At 36.8% G+C, this 17,810-nt stretch carries 21 protein-coding genes; 10 read left to right on the top strand and 11 right to left on the bottom strand.

Going from position 1 to position 17,810, the window contains the following annotated elements; all coding sequences use genetic code 11:
* Positions 1–13 precede the first annotated feature (13 nt).
* Together hutI and hutG are read left to right on the top strand one after the other, a co-directional pair.
* A complete protein-coding gene (hutI, locus tag N782_RS10170) occupies positions 14–1,294 on the top strand; it encodes an imidazolonepropionase (RefSeq protein ID WP_036819205.1) in 1,281 nt (426 codons plus the stop codon).
* Positions 1,266–2,207, top strand: a complete 942-nt coding sequence (gene hutG, locus N782_RS10165) for a formimidoylglutamase (protein ID WP_036819203.1) — start codon at positions 1,266–1,268, stop codon at positions 2,205–2,207. The genes hutI and hutG overlap by 29 nt, the downstream gene beginning before the upstream one ends.
* Positions 2,208–2,519: 312 nt before the next feature.
* Here the strand turns inward: hutG and N782_RS21520 are convergent, their stop codons facing one another.
* The 3 genes from N782_RS21520 to N782_RS10150 form a co-directional block, all read right to left on the bottom strand.
* Entirely contained in the window at positions 2,520–2,669 is a 150-nt protein-coding gene (locus N782_RS21520; RefSeq protein ID WP_161783099.1) for a hypothetical protein, read from the bottom strand.
* 924 nt (positions 2,670–3,593) lie between these two features.
* On the bottom strand, positions 3,594–4,904 hold the full coding sequence (locus N782_RS10155; RefSeq protein ID WP_036819200.1) for an amino acid permease: 1,311 nt from the start codon (positions 4,902–4,904) through the stop codon (positions 3,594–3,596).
* 58 nt (positions 4,905–4,962) lie between these two features.
* Positions 4,963–5,670 carry a hypothetical protein gene (locus tag N782_RS10150; protein ID WP_052111286.1) on the bottom strand — a complete coding sequence of 236 codons (708 nt, stop codon included), beginning with the start codon at positions 5,668–5,670 and terminating at the stop codon, positions 4,963–4,965.
* 138 nt (positions 5,671–5,808) lie between these two features.
* Here N782_RS10150 and N782_RS10145 point away from each other — a divergent pair, with 138 nt between their 5' ends.
* Positions 5,809–6,342 (top strand): hypothetical protein, encoded by a 534-nt coding sequence (locus tag N782_RS10145; RefSeq protein ID WP_036819199.1) that lies wholly within the window; start codon positions 5,809–5,811, stop codon positions 6,340–6,342.
* Positions 6,343–6,405: 63 nt separating this feature from the next.
* Here the strand turns inward: N782_RS10145 and N782_RS10140 are convergent, their stop codons facing one another.
* Entirely contained in the window at positions 6,406–6,831 is a 426-nt protein-coding gene (locus tag N782_RS10140) for a pyridoxamine 5'-phosphate oxidase family protein (RefSeq protein ID WP_036819197.1), read from the bottom strand.
* Positions 6,832–6,984: 153 nt separating this feature from the next.
* On the opposite strand from N782_RS10140, the gene N782_RS10135 reads away from it, so the two are divergent.
* A complete protein-coding gene (locus N782_RS10135; protein ID WP_036819195.1) occupies positions 6,985–7,521 on the top strand; it encodes a ferritin-like domain-containing protein in 537 nt (178 codons plus the stop codon).
* Between the two features lie 62 nt (positions 7,522–7,583).
* Here the strand turns inward: N782_RS10135 and N782_RS10130 are convergent, their stop codons facing one another.
* Both N782_RS10130 and pgmB read right to left on the bottom strand, forming a co-directional pair.
* A complete protein-coding gene (locus tag N782_RS10130; protein ID WP_036819192.1) occupies positions 7,584–8,828 on the bottom strand; it encodes an S-layer homology domain-containing protein in 1,245 nt (414 codons plus the stop codon).
* A 1,032-nt stretch (positions 8,829–9,860) separates the two neighbouring features.
* Positions 9,861–10,541: a beta-phosphoglucomutase gene (pgmB, locus tag N782_RS10120; protein ID WP_036819187.1), complete on the bottom strand. Its 681-nt coding sequence runs from the start codon at positions 10,539–10,541 to the stop codon at positions 9,861–9,863.
* A 175-nt stretch (positions 10,542–10,716) separates the two neighbouring features.
* Between pgmB and N782_RS10115 the strand changes: the two genes are divergently transcribed.
* Both N782_RS10115 and N782_RS10110 read left to right on the top strand, forming a co-directional pair.
* Positions 10,717–11,094: an IDEAL domain-containing protein gene (locus N782_RS10115; RefSeq protein WP_036819185.1), complete on the top strand. Its 378-nt coding sequence runs from the start codon at positions 10,717–10,719 to the stop codon at positions 11,092–11,094.
* A gap of 264 nt (positions 11,095–11,358) precedes the next feature.
* On the top strand, positions 11,359–11,688 hold the full coding sequence (locus N782_RS10110; protein WP_036819183.1) for a four-helix bundle copper-binding protein: 330 nt from the start codon (positions 11,359–11,361) through the stop codon (positions 11,686–11,688).
* Between the two features lie 624 nt (positions 11,689–12,312).
* On the opposite strand, the gene N782_RS21515 is transcribed toward N782_RS10110, so the two are convergent.
* The gene (locus tag N782_RS21515; RefSeq protein ID WP_161783098.1) at positions 12,313–12,456 is read right to left on the bottom strand and encodes a hypothetical protein; all 144 of its coding nucleotides are present in this window, start codon (positions 12,454–12,456) and stop codon (positions 12,313–12,315) included.
* 230 nt (positions 12,457–12,686) lie between these two features.
* Here N782_RS21515 and N782_RS21285 point away from each other — a divergent pair, with 230 nt between their 5' ends.
* Both N782_RS21285 and N782_RS10100 read left to right on the top strand, forming a co-directional pair.
* Positions 12,687–13,055: a hypothetical protein gene (locus N782_RS21285; protein ID WP_152600755.1), complete on the top strand. Its 369-nt coding sequence runs from the start codon at positions 12,687–12,689 to the stop codon at positions 13,053–13,055.
* Between the two features lie 107 nt (positions 13,056–13,162).
* A complete protein-coding gene (locus N782_RS10100; RefSeq protein WP_161783097.1) occupies positions 13,163–13,501 on the top strand; it encodes a tetratricopeptide repeat protein in 339 nt (112 codons plus the stop codon).
* A 105-nt stretch (positions 13,502–13,606) separates the two neighbouring features.
* On the opposite strand, the gene N782_RS20720 is transcribed toward N782_RS10100, so the two are convergent.
* From N782_RS20720 to N782_RS10080, 4 genes are all read right to left on the bottom strand, one after another.
* The gene (locus N782_RS20720; RefSeq protein WP_052111285.1) at positions 13,607–15,283 is read right to left on the bottom strand and encodes a D-alanyl-D-alanine carboxypeptidase family protein; all 1,677 of its coding nucleotides are present in this window, start codon (positions 15,281–15,283) and stop codon (positions 13,607–13,609) included.
* Positions 15,284–15,478: 195 nt separating this feature from the next.
* Positions 15,479–15,880, bottom strand: coding sequence for a secondary thiamine-phosphate synthase enzyme YjbQ (locus tag N782_RS10090; RefSeq protein ID WP_036819177.1), 402 nt, complete (start codon positions 15,878–15,880; stop codon positions 15,479–15,481).
* A 99-nt stretch (positions 15,881–15,979) separates the two neighbouring features.
* Positions 15,980–16,444 (bottom strand): RDD family protein, encoded by a 465-nt coding sequence (locus N782_RS10085; protein WP_237582640.1) that lies wholly within the window; start codon positions 16,442–16,444, stop codon positions 15,980–15,982.
* Positions 16,437–16,694, bottom strand: a complete 258-nt coding sequence (locus N782_RS10080; protein WP_036819173.1) for a hypothetical protein — start codon at positions 16,692–16,694, stop codon at positions 16,437–16,439. The genes N782_RS10085 and N782_RS10080 overlap by 8 nt, the downstream gene beginning before the upstream one ends.
* Positions 16,695–16,849: 155 nt before the next feature.
* Here N782_RS10080 and N782_RS10075 point away from each other — a divergent pair, with 155 nt between their 5' ends.
* A complete protein-coding gene (locus N782_RS10075; protein WP_036819171.1) occupies positions 16,850–17,308 on the top strand; it encodes a LytTR family DNA-binding domain-containing protein in 459 nt (152 codons plus the stop codon).
* Positions 17,298–17,699, top strand: coding sequence for a DUF3021 domain-containing protein (locus tag N782_RS10070; protein ID WP_036819169.1), 402 nt, complete (start codon positions 17,298–17,300; stop codon positions 17,697–17,699). Before N782_RS10075 ends, N782_RS10070 begins: the two co-directional genes overlap by 11 nt.
* The last annotated feature ends 111 nt before the right edge of the window (positions 17,700–17,810 follow it).

Genomic DNA, 17,810 nt, shown 5'->3' with positions numbered 1-17,810 from the left:
AGGAGTTGATCAAGTGAATCACGATAAACTCATCACAAATATTGGACAATTAATATTACCAACGCGGTCTTCACAAGCTTTAAAAGGTGAAGCAATGAAAAATCTAACTGTAAAAGAAGATGCAGCAATTGCCATTTTTGATGGGAAGGTATCTTGGATTGGCACAAGTCAAGAAGCCCAGCAAATTCAAGCCGAAGACACCATTGATGCCAGAGGTCGCCTTGTCTCACCTGGTCTGGTCGACCCCCACACCCACCTCGTTCATGGTGGATCTCGAGAAAAAGAGATGGCCTTAAAACAACAAGGCGTCCCTTACCTTGACATATTAAAACAAGGCGGAGGTATTTTATCTACTGTTGAAGCAACTCGCCAAGCTTCTGAAGATGAACTTTATCAAAAGGCCAGTTTCCATGTTGAACGGATGATATCTCATGGAACAACAACCATTGAGGCTAAGAGTGGATATGGACTGGATACAGATACAGAACTAAAACAACTTCGCGTAACACAGCTTTTAAAAGAAACGTATCCAATAAACCTTGTTTCAACATTTTTAGGACCTCATGCTGTACCTCAATCATTCAAAGGAAACGAAGATGCCTTTTTAGACAGCATGACGCTCCTTTTAGATACGATTAAGGAACAAGAACTTGCTGAATACACGGATATTTTTTGTGAAACGGGTGTCTTTACCATTGAACAATCTAGGCGCTTTATGGAAGCTTCCCTAGAAAAAGGGTTTGGGGTAAAAATACATGCTGATGAAATAGACTCGTTGGGAGGCACTGAACTAGCTGCTGAATTGGAGGCTGCTAGTGCTGATCATCTTGTTGCAGCATCAGATGACGGGATTAAACAATTAAGCGAATCAAATACAGTAGCTGTTCTGCTGCCAGGAACAACCTTTTATCTTGGAAAAGAAACATACGCAAGAGCAAGAGAATTAATAGACTCTGGGTCATCCGTTGCACTGGCCACAGATTTCAATCCTGGAAGCTGCGTAACGGAAAACCTGCAACTAATCATGTCTTTTGCAGCTCTTAAATTAAAAATGACACCTGAGGAAATTTGGAATGCTGTGACAGTCAATGCTGCACACTCAATTGGAAAAGGCGATATAGCAGGTTCTCTAGAAATTGGAGACCAAGCCGATATTGTCGTATGGGAAGCGCCGAATTATCATTATATCCCATACCATTACGGCGTCAATCATACTCGTATCGTAATGAAGTCTGGTCAAATCCTATGGGAAAGGAAAGAAGGAAATGCACTTCACCTATCTCAATCCAACTAATCCAGCAACATTTAAAGACCGATATGTTACCAAAGTGGCCGAGACAATCGTCCCCTTTAGCAAAGAAAGGAAAGGAGAGGTTGGCCTTATTGGCCTTCCCTCTTCCAAATCTTCTATCTCCCTATCTATGGCAGCCAATGCGCCTTCTACTATACGGAAAGCACTAAACTCATTTTCCACCTATGCTGCTACTCAAAAGCATGATTTTAAAAATGAAGGTATTGTGGATTTTGGTGATGTCCCTATACATCCTACAAGTGTAATAGAAACCTTGGATCGCCTACACATCAGCATTCAAGAAATGCTTCAAACAGATGCATGTGACCGTTATATTATGCTTGGTGGAGATCATGGCATAAGCTTTCCTTCCATTCATGCCTTTCAAAAAAAATATGGAACTATTGGAGTGATTCAATGGGATGCGCACCATGATGTGCGTAATTTAGAGGATGGTGGTCGTACAAACGGGACACCATTTCGTAGTTTGTTAGAAGAAGGGATTATAAAAGGAGAGCACCTTGTCCAAGTTGGCATTCGTAATTATTCCAATGCACAAGCTTATGATCAATATGCCCATGATAAAGGCATTCATGTCTATATGATGGAAGACATAGAAGAGCACGGAATCTTACCTATTATAGACAAGGAATTAGAACGTCTTTCCAATGAAGTAGATTTCCTATACCTATCTGTTGATATGGATTCTGTCGACCAAGCCCATGCGCCAGGTTGCCCAGCTATCGGACCAGGTGGCTTCACAAGCAGAGAACTACTATCTAGCATCAAAAAAGCAGCACAACATCCTAAAACGAAAGCCATGGACATTGTAGAAATAGACCCCTCTCAAGATGTCAGAGACATGACAAGTAGGTTAGCTGCGCATGTAATGATGAAATTTATGTATAAAGTCTAAGAAGGATGAAAATATAAACCAATCTCCAGTTTTAGTGAAAGTATAGATGTATGTACGAGTATATAGAAAGATAATACACTGTAGGAAGTGTTTTTGGGAAAGTAGTAGAACAAAAGAATTTTTTCTGAAGTGTATCTGAAGGAAGCATAGAAATACGTAGAAAGATGAGAAGAAGTTTGTAGAAGTAAAACAAAGTTATGGAAAGTACCTGTGTGATTTGTCATCAATAAAGTTTTCTTTTTACAACGCCTTACTATTTTTCAAATCAGGTACTTTCCAATTTCATGTCATATTAATAAACTCGTGCTCCTTTTATTTTTTGAATGGATTTCTTCTTAGCTTAGGTTGAGATTTGTTTGCTTTTACTTTTCCACCTTGCATAGAAGCATTATAGTGTCTTACCTCTTGGCTTGTTTGATAATCCTTTTCGAAAAGTTCACGTGCTTTGATAAACATGTTCATTTTGTAACCCTCCTTGAATTTAAATAAATAGGATTTCCCTTATATTTGAGAGTAAAGCAAAGGAATTTGGATTTCTACCTAGCTAATTCCTTTTATTTGTTACTCACGAATGTTTAAGGGCTTATTTTGAAATATACCACGCTTGGACCGGTTTACGCATTAATTTTCAATAATTTGTATAAAAAAGTTTGTAAACTATATGCTGTATGAAATGGCTTTCCTACATAAATTGTTTGTGTAGTCCGTACGCTATTACAATTACTATTATCAGTCTTCATCAAGACTGCCACAATAGGGTTTTATTTATTAAGAGTCCAGTTCATTTTTTTATACCTTTCCCACCTATCCCTGCTGAAATGTTACGATCGGACTCTTGAAAATACGTTGGCCATCTTCTAACGAACATATAGTATCTTATTTGTGAAAAAACACATTAATTTTAGGTGATTTTGGCTAAATAGCGTACTGTATGTCCGTTACGAATGCAAAATAGCCTTTAAATCGAAGAATAGGGGACTATATGTCCGCATAGCATCACTTTGTGTCATGTACCATTCCTTGCTTCGCGAAAACCATTATCCAGAACGTCCCACTCTAGCCTGGCTATGTTTCCGTTAATCCACATGAACGCAAAGATGGGCCGGGCAATGGCGAGACTCCGCGGAAAAACGGATGTGTCGAGACCCCACAGGGCAGTATTTTGGCCCGAGGAGACTCTGTAAGTAATCAAGGAAGGTCGAGTAAGTTCGCTACATCCTGTAGCAAACGCGACCGACCTCACGTCATGTGAGGCCGCAGGAAAGCGAGCTATTTCCCGGCCCATCTTTTCTCTGTTTAAAACAACGGAAACATCTCTCTTATCAAAATTATCTCGAACTTAAGTCTTCAAGATAATGTGGCTATCCTAAAATACTTATGAACCTCCTACCTACTTGCTATTTTGTTTCGAAACACAAGCCAACTTACGCCAATAAGTACAATAAATCCAATACTTACATAAACACCAGGACGTGTAGTGGCTTGAAACCATGCACCAGAGATTGCTACTGCTAAAAGCGCAATGCCTAGCCACGTTCGAATAGTAAGCCAACCAGTAGGTTTTAATAACTTTTGGTACGCTAATAAGATAAAAGCCCAATTAAGTAATAACATAAGGCCTGCTGCGGTTGTAATGTATTCATACACCTTTTCCGGCAGCCATAATGCAACAAGTATAGAGAATAGAAGACCACCACTAGTTAACCCAAGTGCAGTGAATGGCCAGTCGCGTTTGCTTTTTTTAGAAAACACCCGTGGAGCATCACCCTCTTCTGATAAGGTTACAATCATAGTGGTCACTCCATACAATGCTGCTACCATGGTAGAAAATCCTGCAATAATTAGGATTCCATTAAATAGATGGGATACATAAGGTAGATCAAATGCTTTTAACGCTGTCACAAATGGACTTTCATCTGCAGTAAACTGTTTCCAAGAAACAAGCAGCAATGCGCCAATAATAGACAAAACGTACACAGCGGTAAGTAATATAAGCATAAGACGGCCTGCTTTAGGTGCATCGTCTGTGTTTTTTAGACGTATGGCCATAAGACCTATAACCTCTATTCCTCCAAAAGCATAATAAGCATATAAAAAAGACCCCCAGACACTAGGAAGTCCAGCTGAGAAGATAGTATCACCTAATATATTTGGAGAATCTGTTCCTTTAAGCAAACCCAATACTCCCAGTCCAGCAAGCAGGATAAACATCAAGATGGCTGCAGCTTTAATAACAGCAAAACCATTTTCCATGCGTTCAAAACTTTTTACTCCTGTAAACATCACTAGTAATCCTAATATTGCATAAACAAGTGAACATAGCCATAGCGGAGCATTTGGGAACCAAAACCTCGTAAACAAACCAAGCGCAGTGAGCTGACTCCCCATAATTAAAAGTTCAGAGGTCCAATAGACCCACCCATTACAAAAGCCAGCCCAATGACCAAATGCGTGTTTACTATAGTCACGAAACGAACCTTTTTCAGGATGAGCACTGGTCATGCTTGCTAATGCCATATATACGATATATGTACCTATTCCAGCTAGTAAAAACGTTCCCACTACTGCAGGTCCGCCTAACTGTATAGCAATAGAAGACCCTAAAAAATATCCTGTTCCAATAATACATCCAACTCCAATAAGCGACAGTTGCCACCACTGTAGGGACGATACTTGATCTTTTGTACTATAGCTCATGTTCCAACCTCCTATTCCCACACTTAGTGTCAGACAAGAGGTGAATTTTATGTATGAGCTACCACCTGTTTTTCTCTTTCCATGAGCCCCATCCTATCAAGAATACAAGAACCACAATGACTATTCCGGTAGTCCAAATGATAGAGGAATGATTTTGTTCCACTATAATAGCTACATACCCCCATATGAATACAATTGGAAATATACGGTCATGATGGGAAAATTGAAATAGTATAGCAATAACCCCACCAGCAGAGAGCATAATGACTGCCCACTCTAATTGATTTAGTCCGGCAATTTCTGATATACCATTTGAATAAATAATAATAAAGGCATCCACTATTGTAGCGATAGATGTCCAACCTAAATATAACGAAAAAGGAAATCGGTATAATGTACTTCGATATATGGTATGCTGTATTTTCGTATAAACAATACTTAAAGTTACTAAGGATGCTACTATATAAAAGAAAGCTGGTGTAGTCCCTACCGTTACTGCAGTACCTGATAATACCATGCTTAAGGGAAACCACAGCCCAATTTTTGTGACTAGTTGTTCCATAGCTTCTTTTTGAGTAAACTGAGCGATTAATAGTAGTCCTAGTAATATATAAATTACTCCCCAAATAGAAAAGGCATACCCTGAGGGCATGACATACACATACTCTTCTACCCCACCACCAATATCGCCAGCCAAAATAAATGAGGCAACTAATAAATAAAGGTAACTGATTATGTTAATCCATTTAAGTGTATGGAATCCCAATGGTTTCCCCTCCTTTTCCTCATACTTATTTTACCCATAACTCAAAAGCTAATGCTATTAAAGTTGTAGGAATCTTCTTTCTTTTATTTCTCCAAATATGCTATAATTCTTTGGAGACTATAATGGGGGTATTTTTAAATGAAACAACTTCTACTAACGAGTATGCTTGTTATGTTACTCGTAGCAGGTTGCTCAAATGATAGCAATGAAAGCAGTAATACATCTGATAATAATCAAGATAAGTCAACCCAATCTGAACAAGACCAACAAACAAATGAGAGTAATGAAAAAGATCCTCAAGATGAAGGAACTTCTTCACAAGATAAAGAAGATGAAAATACGTATGCATTTTCTAATAAAGATGAACAGCTCACGATTTTAGAGAAGAACCTTCATGAGTTTACTTTTGAATATACTGTTGAAGATGTGAAGGACCTAAATGTAAAACAAGAACAAATTAGTATTAAAACACCCGATGCAATGGACGAGTATTTGGAGGAAAAAGAAGTCACATCCGTATCTCATAGCAATGAGAATTTAATTGTAAAAGGATTTATTACCTTCGATGCTGAAGATTTAAACAAACTAGAGGTCATCGATGATCTAGAACCATTTATTGACGGTTTGAAAGTTGAACAAGATAATAGAACCTTGAATTTTAATCGCCAATAATATGGATGCCTGTCTCATCAGTAAAAACCTGAAAGCCAACACATTGGCTTTCAGGTTTTTTATTTAGGGCTTATATATTTGGGGGCTTTCTTCTCCCTCTACATTCATTAAACGAATCTGAGTAGGATGAATTTCAAGGATAATATAATCTTCATCCTCTGGTCCGGAAAACCAATGCTTCATATAATCGTTCCAAAGCTTTTCTTTCATCTCTTTAGAATCATTAATTTTAGCTCTACCTTCAACTTCAACATAAGGATCCTCAAATCCCTTTCCATCATAGCCAACTAAAATATGAACAAATGGGTTGCGTTCAACCTCTTCTACTTTGTGCGTGTCTTTGTCTGTTGCAGTGTACAAGATCAAGTCTTCTTGGTGAAATGTCATATAACGTGAATGTGGCTTACCATCTTGAACAGTTGCTAAAGAACCTACTTTATGTGTATCCATTACTTCTTGAATTTTTGTTCTAATTTGTTCTTGATTCATATTGTAGAATCTCCTTTCGATGATGATTTCAAGGTTAGTGTTCCTGTTTATTGGAAAATATAAACGAATCGATATGCTCAATTTTTCCTTTTTGTATGAATTTGGAGAGTGTAGGAAAACTAACCATAGAATAATCTTAAGGAGATGGCTATTATGAAATGGATATTATCCAGAAAAGTAAGATGGATATTAATTGCTGTAATGCTACTTGTATTTATGTTCTCATCACGTATGAATGCACAAACTGCTGTACCAAGTGATTTTGGTGCAAAAGGAGCATTACAAGATCAAGATATCTCTATTGAAGAAGCATTAACGTATGCGCTTCAAGACGAATACTTAGCCCTTGCAAGGTATGAAGCCGTTACAAAAAAGTACGGGAATATTCTTCCTTTCTCTCAGATTGTACAAGCCGAACAACAGCACATAGAAGCAATCAAAAGACTAATGGAGCAGTATGAAATAGAGATACCAGTATATAATGCAAAACAGTACATTACAACACCCGTCACTCTAAAAGAAGCATTTCAAACTGGAGTAAAAGGTGAAATTGACAACATTGCCATGTATGAAACGTTCCTAAAAATAGAAGAATTACCAAATGACATAGCAAAAGTATTCTCGAACTTACGTGATGCTTCCAAAAAGCATTTAATAGCTTTTAACTTTGGACTTGCTCAATCTAGCTAGCTTTCATATTAAGGACTTGTTTCTACTTCATCTATATACGTAGTGATAAGTCCTTGAATGTTTTATTTAGAAAAGTTAATTTCCCTAACTATTCTTTCCCAAATCCTATAAAGTTCAGTGCCAGAAACCTCTTGATCTGGCCTGAAGCTTCCATCTGGATAACCATTTAATATCCCAATCTCAGCTAATCCAGTTATATAATGGTTAGCCCAATGATTTGAAGGAATATCAGTAAATAAAGGTGAAATGGTTGGTGGAACATCTAATGCCCTTGCAAGAATAGCTACCATTTCAGCTCGAGTGATGGGTTGCTTAGGATTAAAAAAATCACTTTTTCGAATTATCTGCATATCAGTCATGCTAACCAACAATGGATAAAGTTCATGTGAAACTTGAATATCCTTCCATTCATAGGTGAATTGTGGTTTCTCCACATGAGGTGCAAGGTATTTAAAAAAATATATAGCTTCTTCTCTAGTGATGGCCTTTAAAGAATGCATGCTTTTGGCATACTTCATAACTTTTTCGTAAGACTCTTCATCTCCCCATTTCCATTCAGAATCAGTTGATTGAAATGATAGACCATGTCGTTCTGAGTAGGTTTGTAAAAAAGCCTTGGCCATACGATTGTAAATTTTTTCGTTCGGCAATAGTGTAACAGAACTCTTCTCCATTGGAATATAGGTCGGTGCCTTTACATAAGACACATTGTTCTTCCCATCTGTTGATTTCTCTAATGTCTTGTTTAACTGCAAGATGAGGTCTTTTGTGATATCTTTCATAAAGGATGGAACATCTGGTGTCGCATAACCAAATACATATACCTCAGCTTGAGGTTGAATTTTTTGGATAATGTCTATAGATTCATTCACATTAAACTCTACTTTTTGCAAAGATTTTGTTAAAACGTTTTCCCTTACTCCAACACTTGCATCTTCTTCTACAGTAAGCAGCTTCTGAATGTCACTCAACCCAATGGAAATTGTAATAAAATCGGATAAAGATATTCCTTGCTGTACAGCCTTCCCCTCTAATTGTGTCAGCAGTTCACTACTTGTAAGGTAAGGTTTCGGATATGGGTGATCAACATATATGTGATAACCTTCTCGTTCAAAGGCTTGGCTTATTAAGCCTACATACCCTTCTCCCATCCCTCCGTTCCCAAGCAACCCTCTAGCCCAGTCATCTCCTAATACAAGATATCCAGCACTCTTTTCTTCCTCGGCTTGTATATGATGATACATACTCAACACTAAGTAACATAACAGAACTAGTCCACAAAAAAATAAGGTTTGAAACCTTTTCATGATGGTACCCCCTGTATTGGCAATCCCTTTAATTGAACCAATAGATAACATTTAGTTTATATATATGTATCTACTACCACTAGCTATGAATGGGGTACCTTTTTTAACGCAAGGCTATGTTAAAGTTTGTTGTTGATATAATCATGAAATAGTTTTATGTTCCTCCATAATAGCACCATTATGTTGAAGACTTAGATTCGAGATATAATAAGGGTGAGGTCCGATACTTTATGAGGGTTAGGGTTGGGTGGGAAACAACTCGCGTCCTGCGGCGAGCTGGCAAGCTACCTTCGGGGAAAACGCCCTCAGGGGATCTTGCCTACCTCTTCCTCCCGCGGGAGTCTCCTTGTTTCCCACCCAACCCTGCCAATATGTTGCAATCGGACCTATGGCCTCAATTGCCATAAAATTTGATCGAGTTTGCTATTCGTAGTAGCGACCTTTTGCCATAATTATGGGCTCTGGAGCGACTTTTCTACTTTTAGAGCGAGAATCGGAAAACAGGAACAACTTTTGAAATTTAGGAGCGAGATTTAAGAAATAGGAGCTACTTTTAAAAATTAGGAGCGACAACCTAAAACTCCCTTTTTTGGCCATGTTTCCGTCCCTCCCAAAACAGCAAAGGTGGCCGTGGAACAAGGAGACTCCCGCCGGAGAAAGAGGTAGGCGAGACCCCACAGAGCCCCGCTCTTGGGCTCGAGGAGGCTTGCCAGCTCGCCGGCAGGACGCGAGTTGTTCCACGGCCACCTTTATTCTCACGAAAGCAACGGAAACATCCCTCTTTTTAGACCAGTTAGTAATGGTAATTATATAAAATATCTCGAATCCAAGTCTTCCAGATTATGCTTCTTATCTTGAATAAGGCTATTTTTAATTAGTTGATTCCATAATCAACACCAAACTTTAACATAGCCTAACGCAAAAATACAGATAGTCATTAATAAATTTGTATAGGAAAAATCCAATATTTTCCTTCTAAAAATCACTACGAAAATTATCTCTATATTATCTTGAACACATAGAAACACCGCCCTATTCAGAAGGGCGGTGTTCTTCTTTGATATTTACTTTTTCCTGTAATGTATCCAGTGAAAGCTCCCTGGTTGATTCGATATGCCAATCTGCTTGTTGCAGAAACGAAGCAGTTCCAACACCTACTGAAAACATGGAGGTAGCTAGAATGGCTTCTAACCCTGCTTCACCATCTTCAATAGCAACACATTGATTATATTTCACACCTAATTGATCTGCAGCAGATAGGAAAATCTCAGGGTCCGGTTTTCCCTTTTTCAGTTCTTTAGGATTCATAATAATAGAAAAATAATCAGTTAACCCTAGCTTTTTCAAAACCATACGAGCATTAGAACTAGAAGATGCCAGTGCAATTGGGATATCAGCTTGTTTGGTTTCTTCTAAAAACGGAAGAATGCCAGGCATAATATTCTTCTCTGATAAGCTAGAAATATATTCTTGATAATAACGATTCTTTCGCTCACCAAGGTCAATTTTTTCTTGATAAGAATATGTTCGATCGGAGCGGTTTGCTAATGCATCAATTAAATCAAGACGAGGTCTTCCTTGATAAGCTAAGTTATCTTCCTCAGTAAATGGCACTCCCATTTCATCGGCCACTTTCTTCGTAGACTTATAATAGTAGGGAACTGTATTCACAATAACACCGTCTAAATCAAACACAACTGCTTCTACCTTCATGGTGAACCTCCTAAAAAAACATTTGCCTTTAGTGTACATGAATTTATATGAAAGTAAAAAAGCCTGGCTATAAAATGTAGAGAAGCAACCTATTTGACTTTGAATTTTCTTAGAATTTATGATAACTTTAATAGAATTTCTCATTACGAAACCATTCTAGAAAGGAGCCAACCAATTGTACCCTTCTTTTGTCGCGACCACATCGTTTCAACATGAAGTCGATCGTAGCTTGGATACAACACCATCCTATACTTTGTCCATCACAAAGGGTGATCAGTTATCCCTTACAGAAGAAAGAAGATATGTAAAAGGGATTGGCTGGTGTATCAAAGTATTTCTAAATGGTGAGGATAGTATTAATTTAGCAATAAAAGAGTTGGAAAGCCTTTATCAACAGGAATATATTCGTTCCCTAATGGACGTCCAACTAGATCTGAATTATTGCCAATTTAAAGTGGACAAAGCACTAGATGACAAAGACAAAGAAACATTTGATGAATATGTAACCAAACTAGAGAGCTTAGAAAAACTCATACCACTAACTACAAGTTAATAGATCTTTGTTTAGCACCTTCTTAAATTTAGAGAAGGTGTTTTTTTAGTAGTAATCAAAAGTATAAGTTTCTAACGTTTACGACTCTAGCTTCAGCGCTTCCCCCCCTCGTGATCTTGCCCACCGCCCTCTCTTTTGCAACATCTAATCATTTATGGAGTGAGTAAGGTGCACTAAACCTTTCTTTAGTGTATAAAATACGTTTAGAAAAGAGAAATAAATGGTAAACCTTACTAGAACCAATACTTAGGAGGTAACACTGTTATGACGCATGAAAATTTCCCATCTGTATTAAAGGCATTACATGAATGTATGGAAGCTTGCAATCATTGTTACGATGCTTGTCTCCAAGAGGAAGACGTAAATGCAATGGTAGAATGTATTCGGTTAGATCGAGAGTGTGCTGACATTTGTGCATTTTTAGAACAGTCCATCACTCGAAATTCTCCATATATGCAAGAAATCGCTAAAGTATGTATCACAGCTTGTGAAGAGTGTGCTGATTCTTGTGAAGCACACCATCACGACCATTGCCAAAAATGTGCTAAAGCATGTCGTAAATGTGCTGATGAATGCAGAAAGTTGATTGCGTAATTCCTATTTTGATGAAAGAGTTCATTTCCTGTAAGAAGGAAAACAGGAAATTGACTCTTTCTTACATAACTATAGTCATTTTCCTAAAAAATTCACTCTACAAAAGCTTACACCCCTACCTCGCATTCTTCAAAATCTTCTCTTTATTTTTAAAAATCCCATCTAATTAACTCGAATTCCATCGAACATTGTAGATATTTTTGTTGTTTAAATTGTTTAAAATGACGGTATAGACAATTAGAATCAAAGATACAAGGTGTGCATGTCAAAAAGGGATCTAAAATTCAAGGAGGAGAATGGAATGAAAATTAAAGCTAGTAGCTGGAGAATGCTGACAAGTCAAGATAAGTTGTTTATCTTAAAAGCCATGAGCCAACGTCCCCATCTAGTTAAAACCGTTTAATTCCATGTCGAAAATAATCTTGCCTTTCTCAAAATACCTTAGTACACTCTGGAACACAATTTGCTAATAATTTGATGCAAGAAGTTAATCTAAAAATACTAACATAATAGAGACCTATGTTATGAAATTAAATAATGAGCTAATAATTACCTCATTATCATTGATGAAAAAGAGGAATTAGAAGTAGCTTCAAAATAAAGGAACTATGTATATCAATCTCCCTAATCCCCTTTTACATCAATGTTTACTACATATAAGTTGTCCACTAGATTTGGAGTTATGTCAAGCTTCATTACTTCAATATGTATGATGATAAGTGCTAATGTTAAGACATAATAAAGGGCTTGTTCCCCCTGTTTGTCCAAATTTTATTAACTATCAAGCTAAATGTTGCCTTACTTATAGATAAGATCGGTACTCATTTTTTCAATAGTACAAAATATTTGCTATTTATAAATGTCCTCGTGAAGCCATCTCACTCTCTCCTTCTATGTATGTAAGTTTTTCTACCTAAACTCCTCCAATCTACCCACCAAATAATTACATTTAATGTTAAAATAAAATGTAAGATATATAGTAGAAAGGGAATGCAAATATGAAAAAGTTTCTTATTACCAGTTCATCTTTCATTTTCATTTGTTGGACAAGCCTTGTGTTAGCTACAATATCGATGTCACCTGCCCCAACCATCTCTGAAACAGTTATGTTTACAATATCTGCTTTCCTTACGATTGTACTAATACTTGTGAACATATATATGTTAGACTACCACGACACTCCTGAACTTTTAGCAATATCCTTAACCATTGCTACAATAGGAAATGCTATTCTCCTCACACAAGTACTCCCAGCAGTCTTTATTGTCATCATAATGTACTCTATTTATCTTCTATTATTGTTATTGCTTACTATATATAGCTATTATAACGCCATAACAGCAAGACCAAATTTACCAGGTATGTAAGTTTAATGCGGAACTTATCTTTCAATATAAAAAACTACTGCAAACGACTAAGTCTTTACATCTCCACATAATTATGTAGAGTAGTTCAACCTGCTTCACTACTCTACATGAAAGTGGGGATACGATTGAATAAACAGTTAGAAGAGGTTAAACAGGGAATTTACATTAACAAGAATGACCCAAATTATTTAGAGAAATGTGTTCATTATTCTCCAAATGATCGAGATCGCTTATATGAATATGGTTTATTTCTTATGGAAAAGGGTGACACAGAAAAGGCGAATAAATATTTACAAAAAGCATCCACTTTAGGACATGTTAAAGCCAAACGTCAACTAAACCAGAATCTTATCACCCAAACCATCCCAGCCCTTCCTCGCTGGCTTCCCTTTCTTTACCTTTCCATTGTTTTAGCAGGTTTCCTTGCTCTAGTTCTCATACAATAATATTTCCAAAACCTATCAAATATTTCAAAAAAACATCCTTGCACACTTATAGAATTGCAAGGATGTTTACGTTCGTTGATGCATTTTCAGAATAGCAGGTTACTTTTAAATTTCTGTTATGCTCTGAAAATATTCCTCTAAAGTTATATTGTTGTTGTGAATAATCTCTGCATATGCTTTACCTACATAGCGAAAATGCCAAGGCTCATACTGATAGCCAGTTACATCCTTTTTACCTTGAGGATAGCGTAATATAAATCCATATTTATATGCATTTTCTTCTAACCACTGACCGGCCTCTGTATCACCAAATCGTTGCACAAGATGGTAGTCAACAGAAGGTGAGGTAATATCCATAGCTAATCCAGATTGGTGCTCGCTGGATCCAGGTATAGCAACTACTTCTTCTGCAGCTTCTCTACCAGATTCCTCAACCTCTTGTTGGAATAATGTTTGCTGACGTTCATACGAACGATAACCAGATGTAGCAAGGATATTTATACCATCCTCTGCAGCAGCATTAAACAACTCTTCAAGGTGATTAGCCGCTTCTGGTCTCATCAGTGCTTTATTTAATTTTTGATCACCGAATACAAAGTCCACTTTCGGACGGACAAGTTCTGGTGTATAGCTTGATGGTAAATAGTTATCCTTATTCACCAGCGCTAGCTGATTTTCAGGGTTTTGTATGACAGGCTTTCCATTCACCTGCTCTACATTATTAATATATTCACTCTGCAATAACCATGTAGGATCCAAATAATGATTAGGCATTACTTCAATATGATGAAGAACGTTTTCTTGATAAGGATATACAAGCTTTACAGTGTAATCTTCTAACTCATATATTTGATTAATAGTAGAATTGTTTTGTTCATTGGAGCGATCTGGCTCACCTAACATATTGGTCATCTTTTCTTTCGTTAGACGCTCATCCTTAGGAAAATACATGAATTTAAACATGTTTTGAGGTCGTTCTCCGTTAAAGCTATACGTACACTTTCCATATTCTGCGGAAAACCCATTATCAAAATCTAGTCTTTTTTCAGGGCTACCATGTGTTTCCTTAAACTCCTCGTATGTTATCTCTTGATTTAGCGGAGCAAAGCAGTTACGAATCTTTCCATCTTCAGCATCTTCTAATAAATTTGAACTAACTGTTGGATTTTTAAATTGATCATCCATTGTTCTTGCTAGAAAGATTGAAAATTGAGCACGGGTTGTAGCGATATCAGGACGGAATGTTTGATTTGGGAATCCGACAGAGATACCATTTGAAACAACCTTGGTCATATATTGTCGATCATCAGCTACATCACGAAAATCCGGGGTGATTGGCCCACTCTCTAGCTCGTAAGCTCTTGTTAGCACTGCCGCCATGTCAATTCTTTTTATGCTTTCACTTGGCAAAAATTGATTGGAAGGCGTCCCTTGATAAATTCCCTCATCTACAACGGTCGCAACATATTCATAGTGTGGATGATCTTTAGAAATATCATTTAAATTAGGATCAGGACGATTTTTTGTGGATAAATCTAATGCCCTTGTAAGCATAATCGCTGCTTCCATTCGAGTCACATCATCTCCAGGTCTAAAACTACTATCTGGATATCCTTTGATAATGTTTTTGTTTGATAAAAATTGAATCTCTTCATAACCTGTTACATCTTCCGACAAGTCATTATATTTGGCATCCGCTTGAGCAAAAGATGAGGACCATGGGGCAACGGTAAAACAACTTGCTGCAACCACTAGCCCGATTTTTTTCAATGATTCTTTCATCACCGTTCCTCCTTTTAGTTGTAAATGTTCTCTTTTCGTTTAATCTACCATCATTTAGGCCAAACCAAATAAACTTATTAAGAGGAGCATTGGTAGATTACTATAATAGAAATCTTACCATGCTCTCCTAATAAGCTTTCATTTACACCTTTAGACGAGATTTTGTAATAATTGGTTTCATCGTTTAGGAAGTTTTTACGATTCCATCATCCTTGCCACGTAACGTCTACTCCGAGGTCCATCGAATTCACAAAAATAAACTCCTTGCCAGGTCCCTAGAACCAGTTTTCCATCCTGTACAATAATTGTTTCAGATGAGCCTACTGTACTTGTTTTTAAATGAGATGCTGTGTTTCCTTCACCATGCTTATCTTTTGAGTGCTCCCAAGGATAAACCTCATCCAATCTCATTAGCATATCTGTCTTCACATCTGGATCAGCGTTCTCGTTAACCGTAATGCCTGCTGTTGTATGTAGTGAGGAAACAACGAGCACGCCATCCTTTATATTATTATCGCTAATCCATTGCTCTAAAGTTTCTGTAATATCAACCATTTGATCATGAGATCTGGTCTTTAATTTAAACGTTTCCATCATAAATCTCTAACACCCCTTATTTATTGATAGTATTCTATTTCCTTCCAGTACAGTAATAAAACTAAAAAAAGCTGCCACTATAGGGGCAGCTTTCCTGTGTTACGGTCTATTATATGTTACATATGTCCCAGCAACTAAATCATGTATAGCTCGCTTATCTTCTCGAAGTCCAATCATAAAAGCACTTACAATAACTCCAATCCCTAGTGTGGCTAAATATATAATCCCGCTGACAAAGACCCTTAGAACCATTGTTAGAAAGCCAACATCAGAACCATCCATGTTCACAATGCGTATTCCAACAATACGTTTACCGATTACATAACCTGACCAAAGTAGAGGCAGAACAATTGCATAAATAAGATTTAACATTCTTGATGTAATATCTATTATTGTGTCCCCTACTCCCATAGAACTAAATATAAACGTAACTGGATAAAATAGAATCGTTAAAATAATCCCGTCTAACAATAACGCACCAAATCTTATCCAAAAACCAGCTGGGTTATTCTCAACTGTATCCAAAACTCCCACCACTTTTCCTAAAAATTCAATACTAACCAATACCTATATAATGCTTAGCTTTCTCAGCATCTTGTTTAGGTACTTTTAAATCAAATTGCTTCATTTGAAAATGATCATTACCTGTAAACTCCTGATTCACCGTAGTTGGGGCATTATTCGTAACCTTTACTTTTACATTTAGACCATTAGCCAATAATTGTTGATACTTTCTCATATAATCGCTTTGATCAAATGTTGTATAGATGATGACCTTGCGCTTGGCTAATAATCTCTTTACCCATTGAACCATGTATATCCCTTCCTTACAATTAATTTATACGTTTAACAAAACCTTCCTATGAGTTAATTCTAGCTTCTTATACATACACATCGACATCTTATACAAATGATGTAGCGATTACAGCAAGACTTTGCAATACTTGTAATGAATCGAGGTGATTACACATGCATGTAAATATTGATATCCGGGATGAATATAACGAGTTATCCGTCACCATTCATGCTCAATCTTGGAGTATGGAATTAGACCAATTAATGAAACGGATTAAACATCCCACTCCTGAACGAATTATAGGAACCGACCAAGAACAAACCATCTTAATCGAACCAGAGAATATTGATTTTATTTATGCAGAAAAACGAAAGGTGTACGCACGCATCCATAATCAAGACGTCGAATTAAAAATGAAGTTATATGAATTAGAAAATTTGCTTGAACCCTTTCATTTCGCAAGATTTTCAAAATCCGTTCTTGGCAATACTCGTATGATACAAAAATTCGAAGTCGCCTTTAATGGTAATTTATGTGTTCACTTTAAGTCGGGTAATAAAGAATACGTTACTAGGAACTATGTCGTTTCACTTAAACAAAAATTATTAGGAGGAGATGGGAATGGTCGTTGAATTAATGAAAAGAGGAATAGTTGGAATAGGCTTTGCTGGAATCTTTACATTTATTGCACTAACTATTATGAAGATAATAGAAGTAGAAGCTTCTGTAGATGAAGTTTGGTTAAATATGTTGGGTAGCTTAATAGTAGGTATTTATTTCAGTTTCGCCTCCTTTATTTTTGATAAAAATGAATGGAGTTTATTAAAACAATTAGGTCTACACTTCACTCTTTCCATTGTAGTGTATTTTGCACTTGCATTTGGCTTTGGCTGGGTACCTGCAGATCCAATATCCATTAGTATTGCTGTTGTTGTTTTTGTAATCATCTATTTAATTTTTTGGTTTTCTATTCGTTCATATTTAAAGAAAATGGCATCTTCCATGAATAATGCAGTGAAATAATTCTTAACTGCCCTTTCCTCATTGATGTTTTTGTAATGTATTGGCACTAGTATTCTGTTAAAGCCCCATTATCTTGAAGACTTGGAATCGAGATATTATGGATTAGAGAAA

Origin of the sequence: Pontibacillus yanchengensis Y32 (assembly GCF_000770635.1) — a bacterium.
GTDB classification, from domain to species: domain Bacteria; phylum Bacillota; class Bacilli; order Bacillales; family BH030062; genus Pontibacillus; species Pontibacillus yanchengensis.
The sequence above is the reverse complement of the archived record's forward strand: the minus strand, read 5'-3'. Positions and strand labels throughout refer to the sequence as shown.